16 protein-coding genes and 1 tRNA gene are annotated in these 17,899 nt (G+C 68.6%); 3 read left to right on the forward strand and 14 right to left on the reverse strand.

Going from position 1 to position 17,899, the window contains the following annotated elements:
• The first annotated feature begins 4 nt into the window (after positions 1-4).
• Complete coding sequence (locus tag B551_RS22875; protein WP_371259338.1) at positions 5-820, forward strand: DUF2272 domain-containing protein; 816 nt, start codon at positions 5-7, stop codon at positions 818-820.
• Positions 821-839: 19 nt separating this feature from the next.
• Here the strand turns inward: B551_RS22875 and dinB are convergent, their stop codons facing one another.
• The 4 genes from dinB to B551_RS22890 form a co-directional block, all read right to left on the reverse strand.
• Positions 840-1,958, reverse strand: a complete 1,119-nt coding sequence (dinB, locus tag B551_RS22880; protein ID WP_006579855.1) for a DNA polymerase IV — start codon at positions 1,956-1,958, stop codon at positions 840-842.
• A gap of 45 nt (positions 1,959-2,003) precedes the next feature.
• Positions 2,004-2,177 (reverse strand): hypothetical protein, encoded by a 174-nt coding sequence (locus tag B551_RS26315; protein ID WP_023265088.1) that lies wholly within the window; start codon positions 2,175-2,177, stop codon positions 2,004-2,006.
• Positions 2,178-2,196: 19 nt separating this feature from the next.
• Complete coding sequence (gene rarD, locus B551_RS22885) at positions 2,197-3,087, reverse strand: EamA family transporter RarD (RefSeq protein ID WP_006579856.1); 891 nt, start codon at positions 3,085-3,087, stop codon at positions 2,197-2,199.
• 78 nt (positions 3,088-3,165) lie between these two features.
• The gene (locus tag B551_RS22890; protein WP_023265089.1) at positions 3,166-4,311 is read right to left on the reverse strand and encodes a TRAP transporter substrate-binding protein; all 1,146 of its coding nucleotides are present in this window, start codon (positions 4,309-4,311) and stop codon (positions 3,166-3,168) included.
• 489 nt (positions 4,312-4,800) lie between these two features.
• Here B551_RS22890 and B551_RS22895 point away from each other — a divergent pair, with 489 nt between their 5' ends.
• Positions 4,801-6,534, forward strand: a complete 1,734-nt coding sequence (locus B551_RS22895) for a carbohydrate porin (RefSeq protein ID WP_023265090.1) — start codon at positions 4,801-4,803, stop codon at positions 6,532-6,534.
• Here B551_RS22895 and B551_RS22900 read toward each other — a convergent pair.
• From B551_RS22900 to B551_RS22935, 8 genes are all read right to left on the reverse strand, one after another.
• A complete protein-coding gene (locus B551_RS22900) occupies positions 6,518-7,285 on the reverse strand; it encodes an MIP/aquaporin family protein (protein ID WP_023265091.1) in 768 nt (255 codons plus the stop codon). The two genes, B551_RS22895 and B551_RS22900, sit on opposite strands and share 17 nt — an antisense overlap.
• Positions 7,286-7,489: 204 nt before the next feature.
• Complete coding sequence (locus B551_RS22905; protein WP_023265092.1) at positions 7,490-8,617, reverse strand: glycosyl hydrolase; 1,128 nt, start codon at positions 8,615-8,617, stop codon at positions 7,490-7,492.
• A 102-nt stretch (positions 8,618-8,719) separates the two neighbouring features.
• Positions 8,720-8,989, reverse strand: coding sequence for a MoaD/ThiS family protein (locus B551_RS22910; protein ID WP_006579802.1), 270 nt, complete (start codon positions 8,987-8,989; stop codon positions 8,720-8,722).
• Between the two features lie 497 nt (positions 8,990-9,486).
• A complete protein-coding gene (locus B551_RS22915) occupies positions 9,487-10,902 on the reverse strand; it encodes a sigma-54 dependent transcriptional regulator (RefSeq protein ID WP_006579803.1) in 1,416 nt (471 codons plus the stop codon).
• The gene (locus tag B551_RS22920) at positions 10,886-12,862 is read right to left on the reverse strand and encodes an ATP-binding protein (RefSeq protein WP_083492719.1); all 1,977 of its coding nucleotides are present in this window, start codon (positions 12,860-12,862) and stop codon (positions 10,886-10,888) included. The genes B551_RS22915 and B551_RS22920 overlap by 17 nt, the downstream gene beginning before the upstream one ends.
• Positions 12,863-13,070: 208 nt before the next feature.
• A complete protein-coding gene (locus B551_RS22925; protein WP_253281406.1) occupies positions 13,071-15,233 on the reverse strand; it encodes a DUF6351 family protein in 2,163 nt (720 codons plus the stop codon).
• 320 nt (positions 15,234-15,553) lie between these two features.
• Positions 15,554-15,841, reverse strand: a complete 288-nt coding sequence (locus B551_RS22930; RefSeq protein ID WP_023265095.1) for a helix-turn-helix domain-containing protein — start codon at positions 15,839-15,841, stop codon at positions 15,554-15,556.
• A gap of 5 nt (positions 15,842-15,846) precedes the next feature.
• Entirely contained in the window at positions 15,847-16,683 is an 837-nt protein-coding gene (locus B551_RS22935; RefSeq protein WP_006578778.1) for a DUF2243 domain-containing protein, read from the reverse strand.
• 127 nt (positions 16,684-16,810) lie between these two features.
• Here B551_RS22935 and B551_RS22940 point away from each other — a divergent pair, with 127 nt between their 5' ends.
• Complete coding sequence (locus B551_RS22940; RefSeq protein ID WP_006578779.1) at positions 16,811-17,221, forward strand: hypothetical protein; 411 nt, start codon at positions 16,811-16,813, stop codon at positions 17,219-17,221.
• A 240-nt stretch (positions 17,222-17,461) separates the two neighbouring features.
• Here B551_RS22940 and B551_RS22945 read toward each other — a convergent pair.
• Together B551_RS22945 and B551_RS27205 are read right to left on the reverse strand one after the other, a co-directional pair.
• Positions 17,462-17,537 (reverse strand) — tRNA-Phe (locus B551_RS22945).
• Between the two features lie 65 nt (positions 17,538-17,602).
• Positions 17,603-17,899, reverse strand: a 297-nt coding sequence (locus B551_RS27205) for a helix-turn-helix domain-containing protein (protein WP_023265097.1), incomplete at its 5' end; no start/stop codon positions are given.

Here is a 17,899-nt window from a genome sequence, read left to right on the forward strand (position 1 = left end):
GCCGTTGCCGCAGGCCCAGGCGCAGGCGCCGACGGCGATGCCGGGCGCCACGGCGCGCCAGCGTATCGTGCAGATCGCGCTGCAGGAATGGCAGCGCTGGGGTGGCCAGACCATCCGCATCGGGCGCGACGACACCGCGTGCGTGGTCAGCAGCCCGCTGCCACCGCCGCCGCCGGCGCTGCCCGACGGCATCGAGGAGCGGATCCAGAACGGTTCGCTCAATGCCTCGTCGGCGGACACCGACGAGAGCTTCGGCACCACCGCCGCGCCGGGCTGCGCCGGTTTTCCGGACGGCACCGGCATGGAGGCGACGCCGCAAGGTTGCGCGCTGGCGCAGCGCTATTGGGCCATCGTCGGCAAGCAGGTCGATTGCCAGCAGATCACCGAGGGGCGGTGGGCCTGGTCCGCGGTGTTCATTTCCTGGGTGCTGCGCCAGGCGGGGCTCAACGAGCGCCAGTTCCTGACCGGGCAATCGCATTCGATGTATGTGGTCGACGCGCGCGACGGCATCCTGCCCGCGCCGGCCTTTCGCCTGGAGCCGCTGCCGGCGATGCCGCGCCCCGGCGACATCCTGTGCGCCGGCCGCGGCCGCGACAAATACCTGAGCAGCGTCGACGAGGTCGGCTTCGGCACCACGCCGATGCACTGCGACATCGTGGTCGAGGTGGATGCGACCGCCCGCGTGGTCAAGACCATCGGCGGCAATCTGCAGCAGTCGGTGTCGATGGAGCTGGTGGAGTTGGGCGATTCCGGGCTGGTGGACGGCTTCACCAATTCGCATGCGCCCTGGCTGGTGCTGATGCGCAACCAGTTGCCGTAACGATGGCGGCGGACGGGGGTCAGGCCGCTTCGTATGGATCGCCCTCGCCGTCGTCCGCCCCGGCCAGGTCGCGGAACAGGTCCAGCTGCGCGGTGTCCGGATCGCTGGTCGCCACGCCGACGCCCAGCAGCCGTACCGGCAAGCGCCGCCGCGCATGGCCCTCGGCCAGCAGCCGCGCGTAGACGTCTCGGTCCGGCATCTGGCCGCGGCATTCCACTGTGGTCTGGCGAAAGTCCGCGAAACGCAGCTTGACCGTCAGCTTGTGGATCAGGTGCTGGGCGCCCGCGCGCGCGATGCGGGCCTGCAGCTGCGCGATCAGCGGCTCGAGCTCGGCCAGGCACGCCGTCAGGTCGGGCAGATCGTCGGCATAGGTTTCCTCGACGCTGATCGACTTGCGCTCCCGCTCGGGCGATACCCGCCGTTCGTCGATGCCGCGGCACAGGTTGTACAGGCGGCCGCCGAAGCTGCCGAAGTGCCGATGGAACAGGTCCGGCGTCCACGCCCGCAGATCCGCGCACGTCTTGACGCCGAGGCGGTTCAGCTTGGCCGCCGTGACCCGGCCGACGCCGTGGATGCGCTCGACCGGCAAGGCGGCGACGAAGGCGTCGACCGCTTCGGGCCGCACCACGAACAGGCCGTCCGGCTTGTTCCAGTCGCTGGCGATCTTGGCGATGAACTTGCTGGGCCCGACGCCGGCCGACACCGTGACGCCGACCTCCTCCCGCACGCGCCGGCGGATCTCCTCGGCGATGCGCGTCGCGCTGCCCTGGTGCCGCGTGCACGCGCTGACGTCCAGATAGGCCTCGTCGAGCGACAGCGGCTCGACCAGTTCGGTGTATTCGCGATAGATGCCGAAGATCCGGCGCGACGCTTCCTTGTACTTGTCCATCGCCGGCCGCAGGATCAGCAGCTCGGGACAGCGCTTGACCGCCTGCGCCGATGACATCGCCGAGCGCACGCCATAGGCGCGCGCCTCGTAGTTGCAGGTCGCGATCACGCCGCGCCGGTCCGGCGAGCCGCCGACCGCCATCGGCCGGCCGCGCAGCGACGGGTCGTCGCGCATCTCGACCGAGGCGTAGAAGGCGTCGCAGTCGCAATGGATGATCTTGCGCAGCGGCGGGACCGGCGTGCTGGACATGGGCGTTCGGCGTTCGACGATTCGGTGCCGACTATTCGGCTTACGCTATTCGCGCCAATAATCGAACACCGCAGACGGATCGTCGTTTTCATCCGTCGCGTCGATGAAATCGCGACGATTCTCTCCCGGAGCCCGTATGGCGATCCGATCCGTCACGCACGTGAAGGGCACGATCATGTTGCCGATGAATGGGAATGCGCGATTGGCAAGGTGTTTCATCGATGCTGCCAATAATGGCTCAGTCGACCGCCACCGCCGGCGGGCGCCGCCGCGACATCCAGAACCCCTCCAGCGCATAGAGCGCCAGCGATACCCAGATCATCGCGTAGCCCAGCTGCTTGTCGGCGGGGAACGGCTCGTGGTACAGCCAGACGCCCAGCAGCAGCTGCAGCGTCGGACCGGTGTACTGCAACAGCCCGAGCAGCGACAGCGGGATGCGGCGCGCCGCCGCGGCAAAGAACAGCAGCGGCACCGCGGTGACCGGCCCGGCCATCGCCACCAGGAACTGCACGCCCAGGCTCGCATGGGCAAAGCCGGCCTCGCCGGTCGAGAACATCCAGCCCAGCGCGGCGACGGCGAAGGGGAACAGCAGCAGCGTTTCCAGCGACAGCCCCTCGAGCGCACCCAGCGCTGCGGTCTTGCGCAGCAGCCCGTAGCCGCCGAAGGTGCCGGCCAGCGCCAGCGCGATCCACGGCAGCTGCCCGGCGGCGAAGGTCAGCCACACCACGCCGGCGGCCGCCAGCGCGATCGAGACCCACTGCGCCGGCCGCAGCCGCTCGCGCAGGAACACCACGCCGAGCAGCACGCTGAACAGCGGATTGATGAAGTAGCCCAGGCTCGCATCGACGACGCGATCGTTGGACACCGCCCAGATATAGAGGAACCAGTTGCCGCACAGCAGCGCCGCGCTGGCGACGAAGCCGAGCAGCAGGCGGCGGTCGGACCAGACCCCGCGCAGCCAGCCCCAGTGCCGGCGGATCGCCAGGATGGCGCCGAGGAAGACCAGCGACCACACCATCCGGTGCAGCAGGATCTCGAGGGGCGCGATGCCGTGGAGGGACTTGATGTACAGGGGCAGCAGGCCCCAGATGATGTACGCCAGCAGGGCGTAGAGTATGCCGGTCTGCATCGGAGAATCCTCTCAGAAGCCGAGGATTCTACCGGTGCGGACCGAGCCTTGCAGGCGGCACGAAGCCGCCGTGGGCGCTTACAGTTTGCGGGCGAAGCTGAACTGCGCGAAGGCCTGCTCGGCGACATTGAACCACGCGGCCTGGTTGTTGCGGAACACGCGCCAGTCGTCGTAGATCTTCTTGAACGACGGGTTCTTGCCGCTTTCCTCGGCATAGGCGTCCTGGGTCGCCTTGAAGCACGCCTCCATGATCTCGCGCGAGAACGGGCGCAGCTTGACGCCGTTCTCCAGCAGGCGCGCCAGCGCCTGCGGATTGACGGTGTCGTACTTGGCCATCATCGTGGTGTGCGCCTCGAAGGTCGCGGTCTCCAGCGCGCGCTTGTACAGCGCCGGCAGCTTCTCGAACTCGCTTGCCGAGGCGTAGAACGACAGCTGCGCGCTGCCTTCCCACCAGCCCGGGTAGTAGTAGAACGGCGCGACCTTGAAGAAGCCGAGCTTCTCGTCGTCATACGGGCCGACCCATTCGGCGGCGTCGATCGTGCCCTTCTCCAGCGCCGGATAGATGTCGCCACCGGCGATCTGCTGCGGTACCACGCCCAGGCGCGACAGCACCACGCCGGCGAAACCGGCGACGCGATATTTCAGGCCCTGCAGGTCGGCGACGGTGCGGATCTCCTTGCGGAACCAGCCGCCCATCTGCGCGTTGGTATTGCCGCCCAGAAAGTTGACGACGTTGTATTCCTTGAAGAACTCGCGCATCAGCTTCATGCCGTTGCCCTGCACCATCCAGGCGTTCTGCTGGCGCGCGGTCAGGCCGAACGGAATCGTGGTGTCGAAGCACAGCGTCGGGTTCTTGCCGAAGTAGTAGTAGCCGGCGGTGTGGCCGATCTGCACGGTGTTGTTCTGCACGGCGTCGAGCACCTGCAGGCCCGGCACGATTTCGCCGGCGGCGAACACCTTGATGTTGAACTTGCCGTCGGTCAGTTCCTTGACCCGGTTCGACAGCGTCTCGGCGCCGCCGTAGATGGTGTCGAGGGATTTCGGAAAGCTCGACGCCAGGCGCCATTCGACGGCCGGGTTGCTGCCTACCACGGCAGGCGCGGCGGGCGTGCCGGGGGCGCTGGCGGGGGTCGGCGCGGCGGCCTGCTCTTGCTTGCCGCAGGCGGCCAGCGCACCGGTGGCGGCCACGGCCGACGCTTTCAACAGAAAGGAACGACGTTCCATCGACTACTCTCCTCGTTTTCGAATTTTGATCCGGCCGAGGGCGAGAGAGTGCGTCGACTCCAACGCTGGCCGGGAACGCGCGGCAGGCCGTGGTACGACAGCGCGCAATAACGGGCCTGTTACCGGCGCACCCGCCGACTTGGCAGCGTACGCCGATAACAGGCCCGGTTTCACCCTCTGGTTTGCCCGCTCATACCCGTTCCAGCAGGCTGATCGATTATAGCGGTGCCCAATTCGCCACGGGGCCGCGCCAGGCTCCGGGTTTTCGCTAGGAAAGTGCGGTATGGCGCGCCTCCGCGGCGGCGATCCGGCATGGCGCGCTGCGTCGGCATCGGTGGCCGAACGTACGCTTTCGTCATCTGCAGTGCTCAGCCGATGGATTTTGTAACCTCTCTTGCTGTCCAATCAGCCCGACTGATAAAACCGTCGGTCCGGCACGGCCGAGCCCGTGCTCGCCGTTGCGCACCGTTGCCGCCCTGTTGTCACCGCATGTCGTTGTCCGCGTCGTCTTCCTCTCGCCGTCGTCCGCTGAACCGCTCCGTCCGTTCGTCCGTACTGCCGCGTCCGCGCTGGCTGTATCTGGCCGGCCTGGCGGCGTGGGGCATCGTTGCCTGCGCGCAGACGCCGCCGGCGCCCGAGCCCATCGCCCCACCGGTGTTCGCGCCGGCCGCCCCGGTGCCCGCGGTTGCGCGGCTGTCGAGCTGGACGCCGGATTCGAGGCCGAACCCGACGCAGAACCCGTCGGTGGAGGGTGCCGTGCCGCCGGCGGAGCCGGCAGGCTGGCAACCGCAGCAGCAGGCCGGCGACGCCGATCCGCTCGCCGGGTTGCTTCAGCGTGAGGCGCCGACCCCGGCCGACGCCGCCACCGAAACGCTGAACCTGCCGCCCGCCGATACGCCCGAACAGGCCGCGCTGGCCGAGCTCGATCCAGGCTTGGCGGGACCGCCGGAGCCGTTGCCGCCCGCGCCGCCGCCGGTGGTGCTGTTCCCGAACCGGCTCGGCGAGTTCATGCCTGAGGCAATCGCGTCCGCCGGCGGCGACGCCGCGGCGCCCAGCGATGCTCCGCCGGTATTCGCCTCCAACCTGCCGAGCGCCGAACCCGCCGAGGAGACCGTCTGGAGCCTGTCGTACAGCGGCCGCGCGGCCTACGAGGACAACACCCACGCGATGCGGGCCTGTCCGGGCGGCAGCCTGTCGACCGGCATCGGCCACGGCGTGGCCTGCCAGAGCAGCGGCGAGGTCAAGCTGCGCGAGCAGCTCTATACGCTGGACGGTGGCGCTGCGATCGAGGTGGTGGCGCAGGCGCGCGGCACCAATACCACGACCATCGACGGGCGCCCTGCCCCGGTCGATCCCTATCAGCTGATCCCGCAGTTCTATACCGCGGTCAAGGGCGTGGCCGCGCTCGACGGCGCCACCATGTGGGCCGGCCGGCGCGACACGTCGCCGTTCCTGATGTCGTCGGGGCTGCTGCCGCCAACCTCCAGCGCGCTGCGTTTCGGCGTCGACGACGCCAGGATCGCCGGCGTCGGCCTCAGCTACCAGTACACCGCCCGCAACGACACCAATGGCCAGCATCTGCCCAGCTATCACTCGGTCCGCACCGCGCCGATCGGCGTCAATGACAAGGGCACGCTGCAGCTGGGTTTCACGCGCGTCCAGGCCGACGCGCTGGCCGATGCCGCCGGCGATGCCTGGTGGGCGTCGGCAATGCACGAACAGAAGGGCGTGCTGGCCGGCACCAACCGCTTCGGCCTGCAGTACGGCGCCGGCAGCCGCACCGCGATGACCGGCTACACCGGCATGGGCGACACGCTGTCGCGCGTGCGGGTCGCCGAATCGATGGAATGGAAGGGACGCGCGGGCCTGATCGGCTCGGTCGAATCGAGCCTGCAGTACGACCGCTCGGCGCTGGGCACGCTGCAATGGATGACCACGCGCGTGCGGCCCGCCTATGCGCCGACCGAGCGCTTCCGCCTGAGCTTCGAGGTCGCGCACGACCAGATTTCGTCGGGCTTCGGCGTCAGCGGCCAGCGCACCGCGCTGACGGTGGCGCCGACGCTGACGCTCGGCAAGGCCGCCGGCAACGCCAATCTGCGCGCGTTCTACACCTACAGCCGCGCCAACGACGTCGACGGCATCACCTTCGCGGCACCGGCCGACGCCTGGGCCTCGCAGGCGACGGGTTCGATCTTCGGGATCCAGCTCAATCGGCGCTGGTAGAGGTGGCGCTGGTAGGAGCGGCGCTGATGGGCGCGGCGTTGGCGGGCGCGCCGTCGGCCCTTGCCGCGGCCGGGCAGCCGGCCGGCACGGTCCGCAGCAGCCAGTGGAACACCAGCGTCGCCGTCAGCGCGCCGGCGCACTGCGCCAATACGAAGCCCGGCACATCGATCGCGCGGATGCCGCTGAAGGTCGCGGTCAGTGCGCACGCCAGCGTCAGCGCCGGATTGGCGAAAGACGTCGAGGCGGTGAACCAGTACCCCGCGCCGATATAGCCGGCCATCGCGAACGGCAGCAGCGCGGGCCGGGCGCGTGCGGTGCCCATCGCCACGGCGATCAGGCCAAACGTCGCCAGGAATTCGCTCCACCAGATCGGCGCGCCGGTGCGCGCGTGGTTCGACCCGCTCAACGGCGGCTCGCCGAACATCAGGTGGACCGCGATCACGCCCGCGACCGCGCCCGCGCATTGCACGAGCCCATAGCGCAGCGCCTCGCGCGCGGGCAGCATCCCCTGCAGCCAGGCCGACAGCGTGACCGCCGGATTCAGATGGCCGCCCGAGATGCCGCCGAAGGTCAGCAGCAGCGCGGCGAGCCCCGCGCCGCTCGCCAGCGAATTGGCCAGCAGCGCCAGCGCGGCATTGCCTGCCGCAAGCCGCTCGGCGCGCAAGCCGGAGCCGATCACCACCGCGATCAGCAGCGCCGTGCCCAACGCCTCGGCGACCAGCCTGCGCGCGGGCGAGACAGCGAAATCCATGGAGGCGGCATCGGCCGGGAAGGTGGCGTGAGGACGGCGGCTGGACATCGAACGCGGAGCGAAGGTGACAGGGACCTGCAGGGACCGTGCGCGGCGCGATGTTGTCCGGCGCGGGAAGCGCGCAGTGTTCCGCCCGCCCCGCCCGCCGTCAATGCGCGCCGGTGCAGTTGTGTCCTGATCCGCGGTATCGAATGCGGCGCGCCGCTAGCCGAAGCGCACGCAATAGACCGGCGGCAGATGCGCCGACACGCAGGTCCACCGTTCGCCGCCGTTCTCCGATACCCACAGCCCGCCGGTTGTCGAGCCCATCGCCAGCCGTTCGCCGCTGTCGTCGACGGCGAGGCCGTGCCGATAGATCAGGTCGTAGGCAGGCGGTGCCGGCAGGCCTTCGTCGAACACCTCGAAGCTGCGGCCGCCGTCGCGCGTGCGGGACACCACCAGCTTGCCGTCGACCGGAATGCGGCATTCGTCCTTGGTCGCCGGCGCGAACCATGCGGTATCGGGATCGCGCGGGTGCACCGCGACCGCGAAGCCGAACTTCGACGGCCGCCCTTCGATGCGCCGCCAGCTGGCGCCGCCGTCCTCTGAACGGAAGACGCCGTCGTGATGCTGCACCCACAGCGCATCGGGCCGGGACGGACATTGCACCATGTAGTGCGGGTCCTGGATGTTCGGGTCCTCGCTGCGCTCGGGCGGCATATAGCCCGCCTTCATGCCGCGCGTGGTGGCCTCCCAGCTGTCGCCGCCATTGCGGGTCTGCCAGACGCCGCCGCACGAGATCGCGATCGACACATGGCGGCTGTCGCGCGGATCGACGCAGATCGAATGGATGCCGGGATAGTCGTAGCCGCCGCCGAACCACTGCGCCCGTTCGGGACGATCCCACAGCGGCCGGTTCAGCGCCCAGCTCGCGCCGCCATCGTCCGAGCGGAACAGGCCGCCTGGAATGGTGCCGGCCCACAGCACGCCGGGTTCGTCGGCGCCGCCGGCCTCGAGCACCCACAGCTGCTGCAGCGACCAGGGCGCGGGCCTGGGCGCGTCGGGGTCCGCCGGTGCATCGCTTGCGGCGGCGGCCTGCTCTTCCGGCTGCGGCGGATAGACCGGCACCGCACAGGCGGTCCACTCGGCCTCGCCGCGCGCGCGGCGCCACAGCTTGACGCCGAAGTGCCCCAGATTCAATGCGGCATAGAGGGTGCCGTCGCGCGGGTCGGACAGCACCATCGTGACCGGCTCGCCAAGAAAATGCGCCCCGGTTTGCTGCCACTGTCCTTCAGGCTGGCGTTCGATCTCGAACAAGCCCTTGCGCGTTGCCACGAGAAGTCGGTCGTTCATCGTTCAGGTCTCCTGGTATCGATCGGCCGCCGGTCGCGTGGCCGTCGGCGCGTCGGCTGTCGAAACGTGTTTCGTCGAAGCCGTTGGTGCTCGCGCCCGCCGCTATCCGCCGGACAGCGCCTGCACCACGTAGACCTTGCTGTCCTCGCGCAACGCATCGCTGAGACGTTGCCGGTCGCGAATCATCGTGCCGTCGATGAAGACGGTCACATGGCGGCGCAACTGGTTCTGGTCGTCGAGGATGTAGCCGCGCAACTCGGGCTGCTCGGCGAACACCGCGTCGAGCGCGGCGCGTACCGAGGCGGCGGGCAGATGACGGTCTGGCGTGGGGACATGGCGCTGGATCGCCGGCGCGAAGGTGATATGGGCCATGGTGCAGCGAGGGTGGGAGCGCGAAAAACGGTCACTACAGTGTAGGCGCTCGGCGCTGCGCGGGAAGGGCAAACGCGGGGAAATTCCGGCGCAGGAATGTGGACACCGCGTGTGGACACTTCGATGTGGACAACGCGGATGTCGACGCGATCAGAACCGGCGTCTTTGCCGCTCTCGCGACAAAGACGCCGCCTGGCAGTCCTGTCTTTTGTTGACGTCGTATTTACCGCTGCGACGGCGCCGGCAAACCGCCAGGCCCGGCACCGAAGTGCGCATGGCTTTCAGCCCTTCCATCCCCGCGTCGCATGCGCGCACGCAGTCTAGCAAGAGTCGGTCGAACTGGCGACATGCGGACGAAACATGGAAGAGTCCATGTGGACACGCGGATGTGGACACGCCGGATGTGGACGGACCCGATGTGGACGGACCCGATGTGGACGGACCCGATGTGGACGGACCCGATGTGGACAGCATTGCCGCGGCACGGATGCCGCGTCTCAGTCCGTGCCCGCGTTCGCGCGGAACGCCTCGAGATTGACGCCCAGCCGCTTGATCTTGTCGTACAGCGTTTTCTTCGGCACGCGCAGCAGATCGCTGGCGGCCGCGGTGCGCCCCGATGCGGCGCGCAGCGCTTCCTCGATCAGATGCCGTTCGAACACCGCGACCTGCTCGTCGAGCGAACGCGTGTCGCCGCCATTGCCGTTCGCGTTGCCGTTGCCGTTGCCGCCGCCGTTTCCACTTCCATGGCTGCCGGGCATACCGGTGCTGCCGCCGGGCAGCCCCAGCACGAAGCGGTCGGCGGCATTGCGCAGCTCGCGCACATTGCCCGGCCACGGATACATCATCAGCTCGCGCATATGCGGCGGCGACACCTCGGGCACCGGCCGCTCGTAGCGCAGCGCCGCCTGCAGCAGGAAGTGCGAGAACAGCAGCGGAATGTCCTCGCGCCGTTCGCGCAGCGGCGGGATGTCGATCACCGCGACATTCAGCCGGTAGTACAGATCGGCGCGGAAGCGCTGCTCCGCCGACAGCGCCAGCAGGTCGACCTTGGTGGCCGCGATCACGCGGCAATCCATCGGCAGCAGCGTGTTCGAGCCCAGCCGTTCGAACTGCCGCTCCTGCAGCGTGCGCAGCAGCTTGATCTGCAGCGACATCGGCATCGTCTCGATCTCGTCGAGGAACAGCGAGCCGCGCTGCGCGTATTCGATCTTGCCGACCCGCCGCCGCGCGGCGCCGGTAAACGCGCCCGACTCGTGGCCGAACACCTCGCTCTCGAACAGCGATTCGGGCACGCCGCCGCAATTGAGCGCGGCAAAGTTGCCCTGCCGCCGCGGCCCGTACTCGTGCAGGCAGCGCGCCACCAGTTCCTTGCCGGTACCGGTCTCGCCGAGGATCAGCACATCGGCGTCGGTGCAGGCCAGGTCGAGGATCAGCTTGCGCAGCCGCTCGACCGCCGCCGAGCGGCCGATGACCTTGGCCTCGATCGCCTGCGTGTCGGCCAGCTGCCGGCGCAGCGCCTCGACCTCGAGCGTCAGCGCGCGCTTTTCCATCGCGCGCTGCACGACCTCGGTCAGTTCGCCGGGCGAGTACGGCTTCTCGACGAAATCGTAGGCGCCGCGGCGCATCGCCTGCACCGCCATCGAGATATCGCCGTGGCCGGTGACGAGAATCACCGGCAGCGCCGCATCGATTTCCAGCGCCTTGTCGAGCAGCGCCAGGCCGTTGATGCCGGGCAGGCGCACATCAGTGACCAGCACGCCGGCAAAACCAGGCGTGAGGCGATGCAGCACCTGTTCGGCCGAGCCGAACGCCTCCACCGACAGCCCGGCGATCTGCAGCGATTGCGTGCTGCCCAGCCGCACCGCGGCATCGTCTTCGACATAGAGGACCGACAGGTCAGTTCGCATCGGCATGGTTCTCCTGTGCGGCGGGAAGCTGAATGATGAAGCGCGCGCCCACGATGTCGCCGCGGTTGTCCGGGTCGCCGGGGTCGCCGGGGTCGCTGGACAGGCCGAACGCGCGGCGATTCTCCGCGCGCAGCGTGCCGCCGAATTCGCGGACGATGCCGGCGGAGATCGCGAGCCCCAGGCCCAGACCGACGCCCTGCTCCTTGGTGGTGAAGAACGGCTCGAACAGACGCGGCATCACGTCGTCGTCGATGCCGCAGCCGCGATCGGCGACCTCGATCGTGACCCACTGCGGGTCCGCTTGCACGTGGATCTCGAGCACGCGTGCGGCGGCGTCCTCGCTTGCGTCCGCGTTCGCCTCCTTCATCGCATCGAGCGCGTTCGACAGCAGGTTGACCAGCACCTGCTCGAGCCGGTTGCCCTCGCACAGCGCCAGCGGCGATGGCTCCGGAACCGATACCACCAGCTCCGCGCCGTCGGCCCGAATGCGCGAATCCAGCAGGAACAGCGCGTCGGCGATCACCGTGCCGACCGGCGTGGGCACCGACTGCACCGGCGCCTTGCGCGCGAACTTCTTCAGCTGCGCGGTGATCTTGCCCATCCGCTCGACCATCTGGCAGATCACGTTCAGATTGGTCTCGACCGCATCGGTCTGGCCGCGGCGGAAGAACACGATGGTGTTGGCCGACAGCGTGCGCAGCGCCGCCAGCGGCTGGTTCAGCTCATGCGTGATGCCGGCCGACATCTGCCCGAGCGCGGCCATCTTGCTGGCCTGCACCAGCTCGTCCATCGCCGCCTTCAGCACCTGCTCGGCGCGCTTGCGCTCGGCGATTTCCTTCTGCAGCTTCAGGTTCGATCCGGACAGCGCCTGCGTGCGCATCGCGACCTTGCGTTCGAGCTCGTCGTGCGCGCGCTGCAGCGCCTCCTTGGCCGAGCGGTTCTGCGCGGCGGCGCGGCGGCGCTGCAGCACGTACAGGATCAGCAGCAGCAGAAAGCCGAGCGCGAAGGCGCCGATCACCGCGCTGTTGCGCGCCAGCGTGCGGATCGGCTCCATGTCGGACAGCACGATCAACCGCCAGTCGGTATCGGGAATGCGCCGGCTCTGCGCGAGGAATTCGTCGCCGTCCGGCATCTGCACCACGCTGATGTCGGCGGCGAAGCGGCGCTGCTCGCGAAAGCCGATCGGATCGAGCGAATCGACGGTCGAGTACTGCCGCGTCGAGGCGAGCTGCCAGCGCGTCTCGCTGGGCAGTTCGCGCAGCGACTTGAAGCGCCAGTCGGGCTGCGAGCTCAGGAACACGATGCCGTTGGCGTCGACCACCAGGATGCGGTCGTCATTGGCGAGCCACGGCTCGTCGATCTTGTCGAGGTTGACCTTGACCGCGGCCACGCCGAGCATCGCGCCGTCGCGCACGATCGGCTGCGAGAAGTAGTAGCCCGGCTCGCGGCTGACGGTGCCGATGCCATAGAAGCGGCCGGGCTTGCCCCGCATCGCGTCGCGGAAATACGGCCGGTACGAGAAGTTGATGCCGACGAAGCTGGCCGCCTCGTTCCAGTTGCTGGCGGCCAGCGTCAGGCCGTGGGCGTCCATCACGTAGATCGCTGTGGATTTGGCGGCCGCGTTGACCTCGGCGAGGAAGCGGTTGGCCGCCATCGGCAGGCCCGGTGTATCGGGTTCGCGCAGCAGCCGCTGCACGTCGTGGTTCAGCGCGACCACCGCGGGCAGATATTCGTAGCGGCGCATCTCGCTGCGCAGTCCGCCGATATAGGCCTCGATGCGGTGCGCGGTGCCATCGCGCTGCGCGCGGATGCCGACCCGCTCGCCCCACAGATAGGCGATCGTGACACCGGCCGCCATCACCGCGCAGACGGCCGCGATCACCGCCGCGCGACGCGCCCGCCCGCGCAGCCATGCCGGCGGCGGCATCGACTGCGTCGCAGGGGAAGTCGCGGAGGAGTCCGTCATATCGATGCGCGGGAAGGGATACCGGCGGCGTGCGCCAACGACCGGCCATTAGGCAAAGCCGCGCACCGGCGCGTCAATCGGCGTAAACGTCAGTCGGCGTGAACATCAGGCGCGCCGATGCATCGGCGTCGATGCATCGGCGCCGGCCCCCTCTCCGTCAGGGGGCAGTCCGCGCTGACACGGCCATCACGTCTTCACGGCCGCGCCATCAGGGCTGCGTCACATCGAACAGCAGATTGACCGGCGACGGGCCGAACGACAGCCAGGTACCCTTCAACGGCTGCTGCTCGACGCCCGGCCGCGACCAGTCGCAGACGCCGGTCGGGAAGATCGACTGCAGCCGCGCCAGCTGCGCGGGCGTCATCATCACCTTGTAGTCGGCCGGATCGATCGGCTTGAGCTGGCACTTGACGATGTCGTCGGCCAGCGGGCCGCCGGCGACCATGCGCGGCGTGGTGCCGGCCGGGTACAAGGTATTGCACTGCCCCGGGCCATGCGCGGTCTGCGGCTCGACGATCTTGTTGCCGCCCGCGTCCCAGCACGCATCGACCAGGTCCGCCGGCTTGTTGCGCACCACCTTCTCGGCCTTGCTGCCCGGGCCGGTGTCGCGCAGCATCGCGGTCAGCCAGCGGTCCATCTGGTCGAAGTTGTCGTCGCGGATGGTGCCGGGCCCGACAATGACCTGGTTGTCCGCATGCCCGTTGGCCGCGATCAGCCGCGCGCGCACCGAGTAGCTGTGGATCTTGTTGTGGATGTCGCCGTTGACGCGATCGTCGAAGTAGTCGCGCTGATCGATGATCGGCGTGGTGGCCAGCCCGCCGCCGGTCGAGGTGATGCGTCCCGACTGGTAGGCGCGTGCGATCGCGTCGAGATCGCCGGCCGTGCGCTGCGCGGTCTTCTTGAAGTCGACGTCGACGCCGCCGATCTTCTCGTTCAGGTCGATGAACTGGTCGGCCGTGATCATGCCGTCGTTCAGCGCCTTCAGGCCGTATTGCACGCCGACATTGTCGATCGGCCGCTTGGCGAAGCCGCGCGCGTCCTTGCCGTAGACGTTGACGGTGTGGTCGTAGACGGTCGCCCGCACGCCGGTCGGGTTGTTGACCGGATGGTATTTCTGGTCGGCCGGGAAGCCCGCGGGGAACGACACCACCGGATCGAGGCGGCCCGCGCTGCTGCTCATCGCGGCGATGTTGCCGGGCTTCAGGTAACCCGAGATCGCCGAGCGCTGCGCATCGCTGTATTGGCCCGGCGCGCTCTGCGTGAAGTACAGATGCAGCAGGCGCGAGTCGTGCAGCTTGAAGATCGTCGACGAGGTGACGTCCGGGAACACCGAGGTCACGATAATGCCGTCGAACAGGCCCGGATAGTTGTCGCCGGTCTGGTGGCTCTGATAGGCGCCGCCCGAGCCGCCGGTGCCGATCGTGAAGAACGGCGTGCCGTAGTTCTCGATCAGCCGTTCCTTGACCATCGCGATGGTCTCGGACGACAGCAGGTCGTTGCAGTTGTTGCCGAAGGTATTGAGCGAGGCGCTGGCCACTGCGTAGCCCTTGCGCAGGTGGTTGTGGTTCAGCACCGCCACCGGCGTGCCCTGCATGTACCAGCCGCCCTGGCAACCGCCGCCGAGCGGATAAACGACCTTGCGGTTCCAGCCCGCGGGCGGCGCCAGCGGCGTCGGCTCGGCGTCCTTCAGCGGGTCGTGCAGGATCGCGGTCTGGTAGATCGCGCGGTTGATCGTACCGGTCTCGACGCGGACGATATAAGGTACGGTCACGCCCGCGTTGTTGGTGGTGCTGGCCAGGTCCGCCGGATACGCGGCGACCGGTGTCGGCAGCGGCTTGAAGCTGTTGGCGGTCGAGCGGTAGACGTAGTGCACGCGGCGTTCGACCGAGCAGTTCTCGTCGAGCGGCGCGCCCAGCTTGCTGCCGTCCGGCAGCGTGAAGTTCTGCGTCGCGCAGATGTAGGGCTTTTCGTGCGGGCCGGAGAAGACGGGGCCGGTGATCGGATAGTTGGTCAGCGTCAGCGTGGTACGCGCGGGGCCGCGCTTGACCTCCAGTGTGTTCTCGCCGAGCTTCAGGCCGCTGACGATGCCCAGCGCTTCGCCGTCGGCGGTCGGCGTGAAGGCGTCGCTGACATCGGTGCCGTTGAGGCTGACCTTGAACTTGTTGCCGGGCGCGCGTTCGCTGGCGCTCAGCCGGATCAGCGCATCGCCGCCGGTCACGCGCTCTGGCGCGGACGACAGCACGGTCGCCTCGACCGTGGCCCGGTGTCCCAGGCCCAGGCCGGGCGCGTTCTCCGCGCTCTGCGGCTGCAGATTGCCGCCACCGCCATCATCGCCGCCGCCGCACCCGGCGACCACTAGGGCCGCCACCATCGCGCCAGTCCCCAAGGACGGCCGCTTCCACCGAGCTGCTGTTTGCCGCATCGTCGTCTCCTGTTTGGCCGGCCTCGCCGGCACTGCCTTTTCCACGCTCCGCAGCGGAGCGGTCAGCGCGTCTGCCGTCTGTCGCGGCAGCTTGCGAGGCGCCTGCGTTGCAATGGGCGTGCCATTGCCGGCCACTATCGGTGCCGGAGACTAAGCGTCTGAAAGACAAGCGTTTTTGTCCGAGGACAATGTCTGCATCGCGGCAGACATGGATGGGAATCCGCACAGCCGCGAGCGGGTGGCGTGCGGAAAGTCGCGTCGGCGCGCAATCAGAAGTCGAGTTGCCGCGGCTGAATGCCAAGCGCGGCGGCAATCTTCTCGCGCGTCGATTTGCGCAGACGCTCGCCGCGTTCCTGCTGCGCGTACGCCGACTGTGAGATGCCGATACGGGCCGCGACATCGGATTGGGTCAGTCCGAGATGTTCGCGCCAGGCTCGCGCGGGCGTCGCGCCTTCGACCGTGCGCCGAACCACGGCATGCGGAATCAGACCCCGTTCCTCGGCATGGCGAGCGATGTAGTCCTGTCCAGCTCGACGTGGCCATTGGCCCGTCCGCAATGCGCCTAACGAACCCAGGCCGAACAGCCGGCCGGTGCCACCGTCCCGCTGACGTACATCGCGCCATGCCGGTACAGGCGCAGCCGGTCCACTGCCTCGGCACCGCTGAGCACCCAGACGCCGCCGCCGGCATCGGTCCAGACGATGCGGGCGTCGCTGCCCTCCAGTGCGGTGAACAATTGCGAAGGCGCGGCGCCTGGGCGCATCACCACGGTGGTGGTGTCGATCGGCGCCGCCCTTGCCGGGAACAGGTTCAGCGCGGCGCCAAGCAGCGAGCCGCCGACCAGGATGGCCGCGACCCAGCTCGCGGCGATGCCGGGGCCGCGCGGACCTGCGCCCCGGTTAGGTCCGGCCCCGCTGCTCGTCTTGCGCATGCGGATGCCGACGATCAACGGGATCACGCCGAACAGGAACAGCCAGATCAGATCCCACAGCAAGGGGTTGGGGGAGTCCATGCGGATGCGGTGGATGCCGGTGATCCAGTGCGACAGCACGGCATCGACCACGTGCCAGACGCCGAAGCCGATCCAGAAGTTCGCCAGCAGGTGCCGATGCGCATGCGGGACGGCGAAGACCTCGCGCGATCGATACAGCAGCCAGAGCCCGATCGCGGCGATCACGTACATCAGCGCGTGGAACACGCCATCGGCCATCACCTGCACGCGCAGGTCGCCGAGCGCGCCGCGTTCGATGCCCGACAGCAAGTGGTGCCACTGCAGGATCTGATGCAGCAGAATGCCGTCGAAGAAGCCGCTCATCGCGAAGCCAAGCGTGTATCCCGCCCATGCGAACGCGCGCGGATGGATGGGTTCGGCTGCAGGAATCGCGCCGTCTGTCGGCATGGCATCGCTCCTTCGGATCGGGTGGGACGCAGTGGCGGCTCAACGCCAGCGCAAAGCCAGCGCAAAGCCAAGCGGGCCGCATCGACGTCAGCCGATGGGGCCCGCTTGCAGCGACTGGTGGTCGCGGATGGACGGCGGCGCTCAGCGCGTGCCGCTCGTGCCCGTGGCGGATCCGCTCGAGGTACCCGACGAGCTGCCGCTCGTGCTGGTCCCCGTGCCGGTGCCCGACCGCGAGCTGTCGGTCGGCGTCACCGTGCCCGAGCCCGAAACGGAACCGGATCCCGACCCCGTGCCGCTGCCGGCGGCGGTGCAGCCTGCGAGTCCGCAAGCCATGGCGAAAGCCAGGGCGGCGATAGAAGTCATCGTTCTCATTTTGTTTTCCTCCAGCGGTGCGCTAAGTCCCCGTAGCGCTGACATGAACCCCGCGATCGGGGGCCGCCCGTCAATATGCAATCGGCGTTCCAATTGCGGGTTGGCGATGCGGCGATGGACCGACCGTCTGTCGGTGCGGCGCAAGACAGCCATGGCGGCTGCGTAAGACATACCAACGCTTGTAAGCCTTGCCAACACGCGTGTCGGACGGCATGCACGTTGTTGCAGAGCGGGACGTAAGGCGGGGGAGAGGCGGGGATGGTGCGGGGCTCGGCCGGCCTTGCGGCGGCACGTGGCGGTCACCTTGCGTGACCGGAACTGGACGGGGCCTGGGCGGGGAACGCGAAGCACCAAAGAGAAGCACCAAAGAAAAACGGACGCCGAAGCGTCCGTTTTTCTTTCAACCTGGTGGCCTGGGACGGAATCGAACCGCCGACACAAGGATTTTCAATCCTCTGCTCTACCGACTGAGCTACCGGGCCAAAGAAGCGAAACTATAACAGCGGGCATGGGACTGGTCAACCCCTGCCGGCGCGAATCGTCGTCCTTACTGCTCGGCGGGCTCGGGCTTGTTGCGGCTCAGCTCGACGCCCAGTTGCTTGAGCTTGCGATACAGGTGGGTACGCTCGAGCCCCGTCTTCTCGGCCACGCGCGTCATGCTGCCGTGCTCGCGCAGCAGGTGGTATTCGAAATAGGCGCGCTCGAACATGTCGCGCGCCTCGCGCAGCGGCATGTCGAAGGAGAACTGCATTTCGGCCTCGGGTACGCGCTGCGGCGTGCCGTTGGCCGACACTTCCGTGGGCGCGGTCTCGGCGGCGCGAGCTGTGGGCTCGGCGGCCGGTGC

The sequence above is a fragment of the Cupriavidus sp. HPC(L) genome (assembly GCF_000307735.3).
Lineage (GTDB): Bacteria > Pseudomonadota > Gammaproteobacteria > Burkholderiales > Burkholderiaceae > Cupriavidus.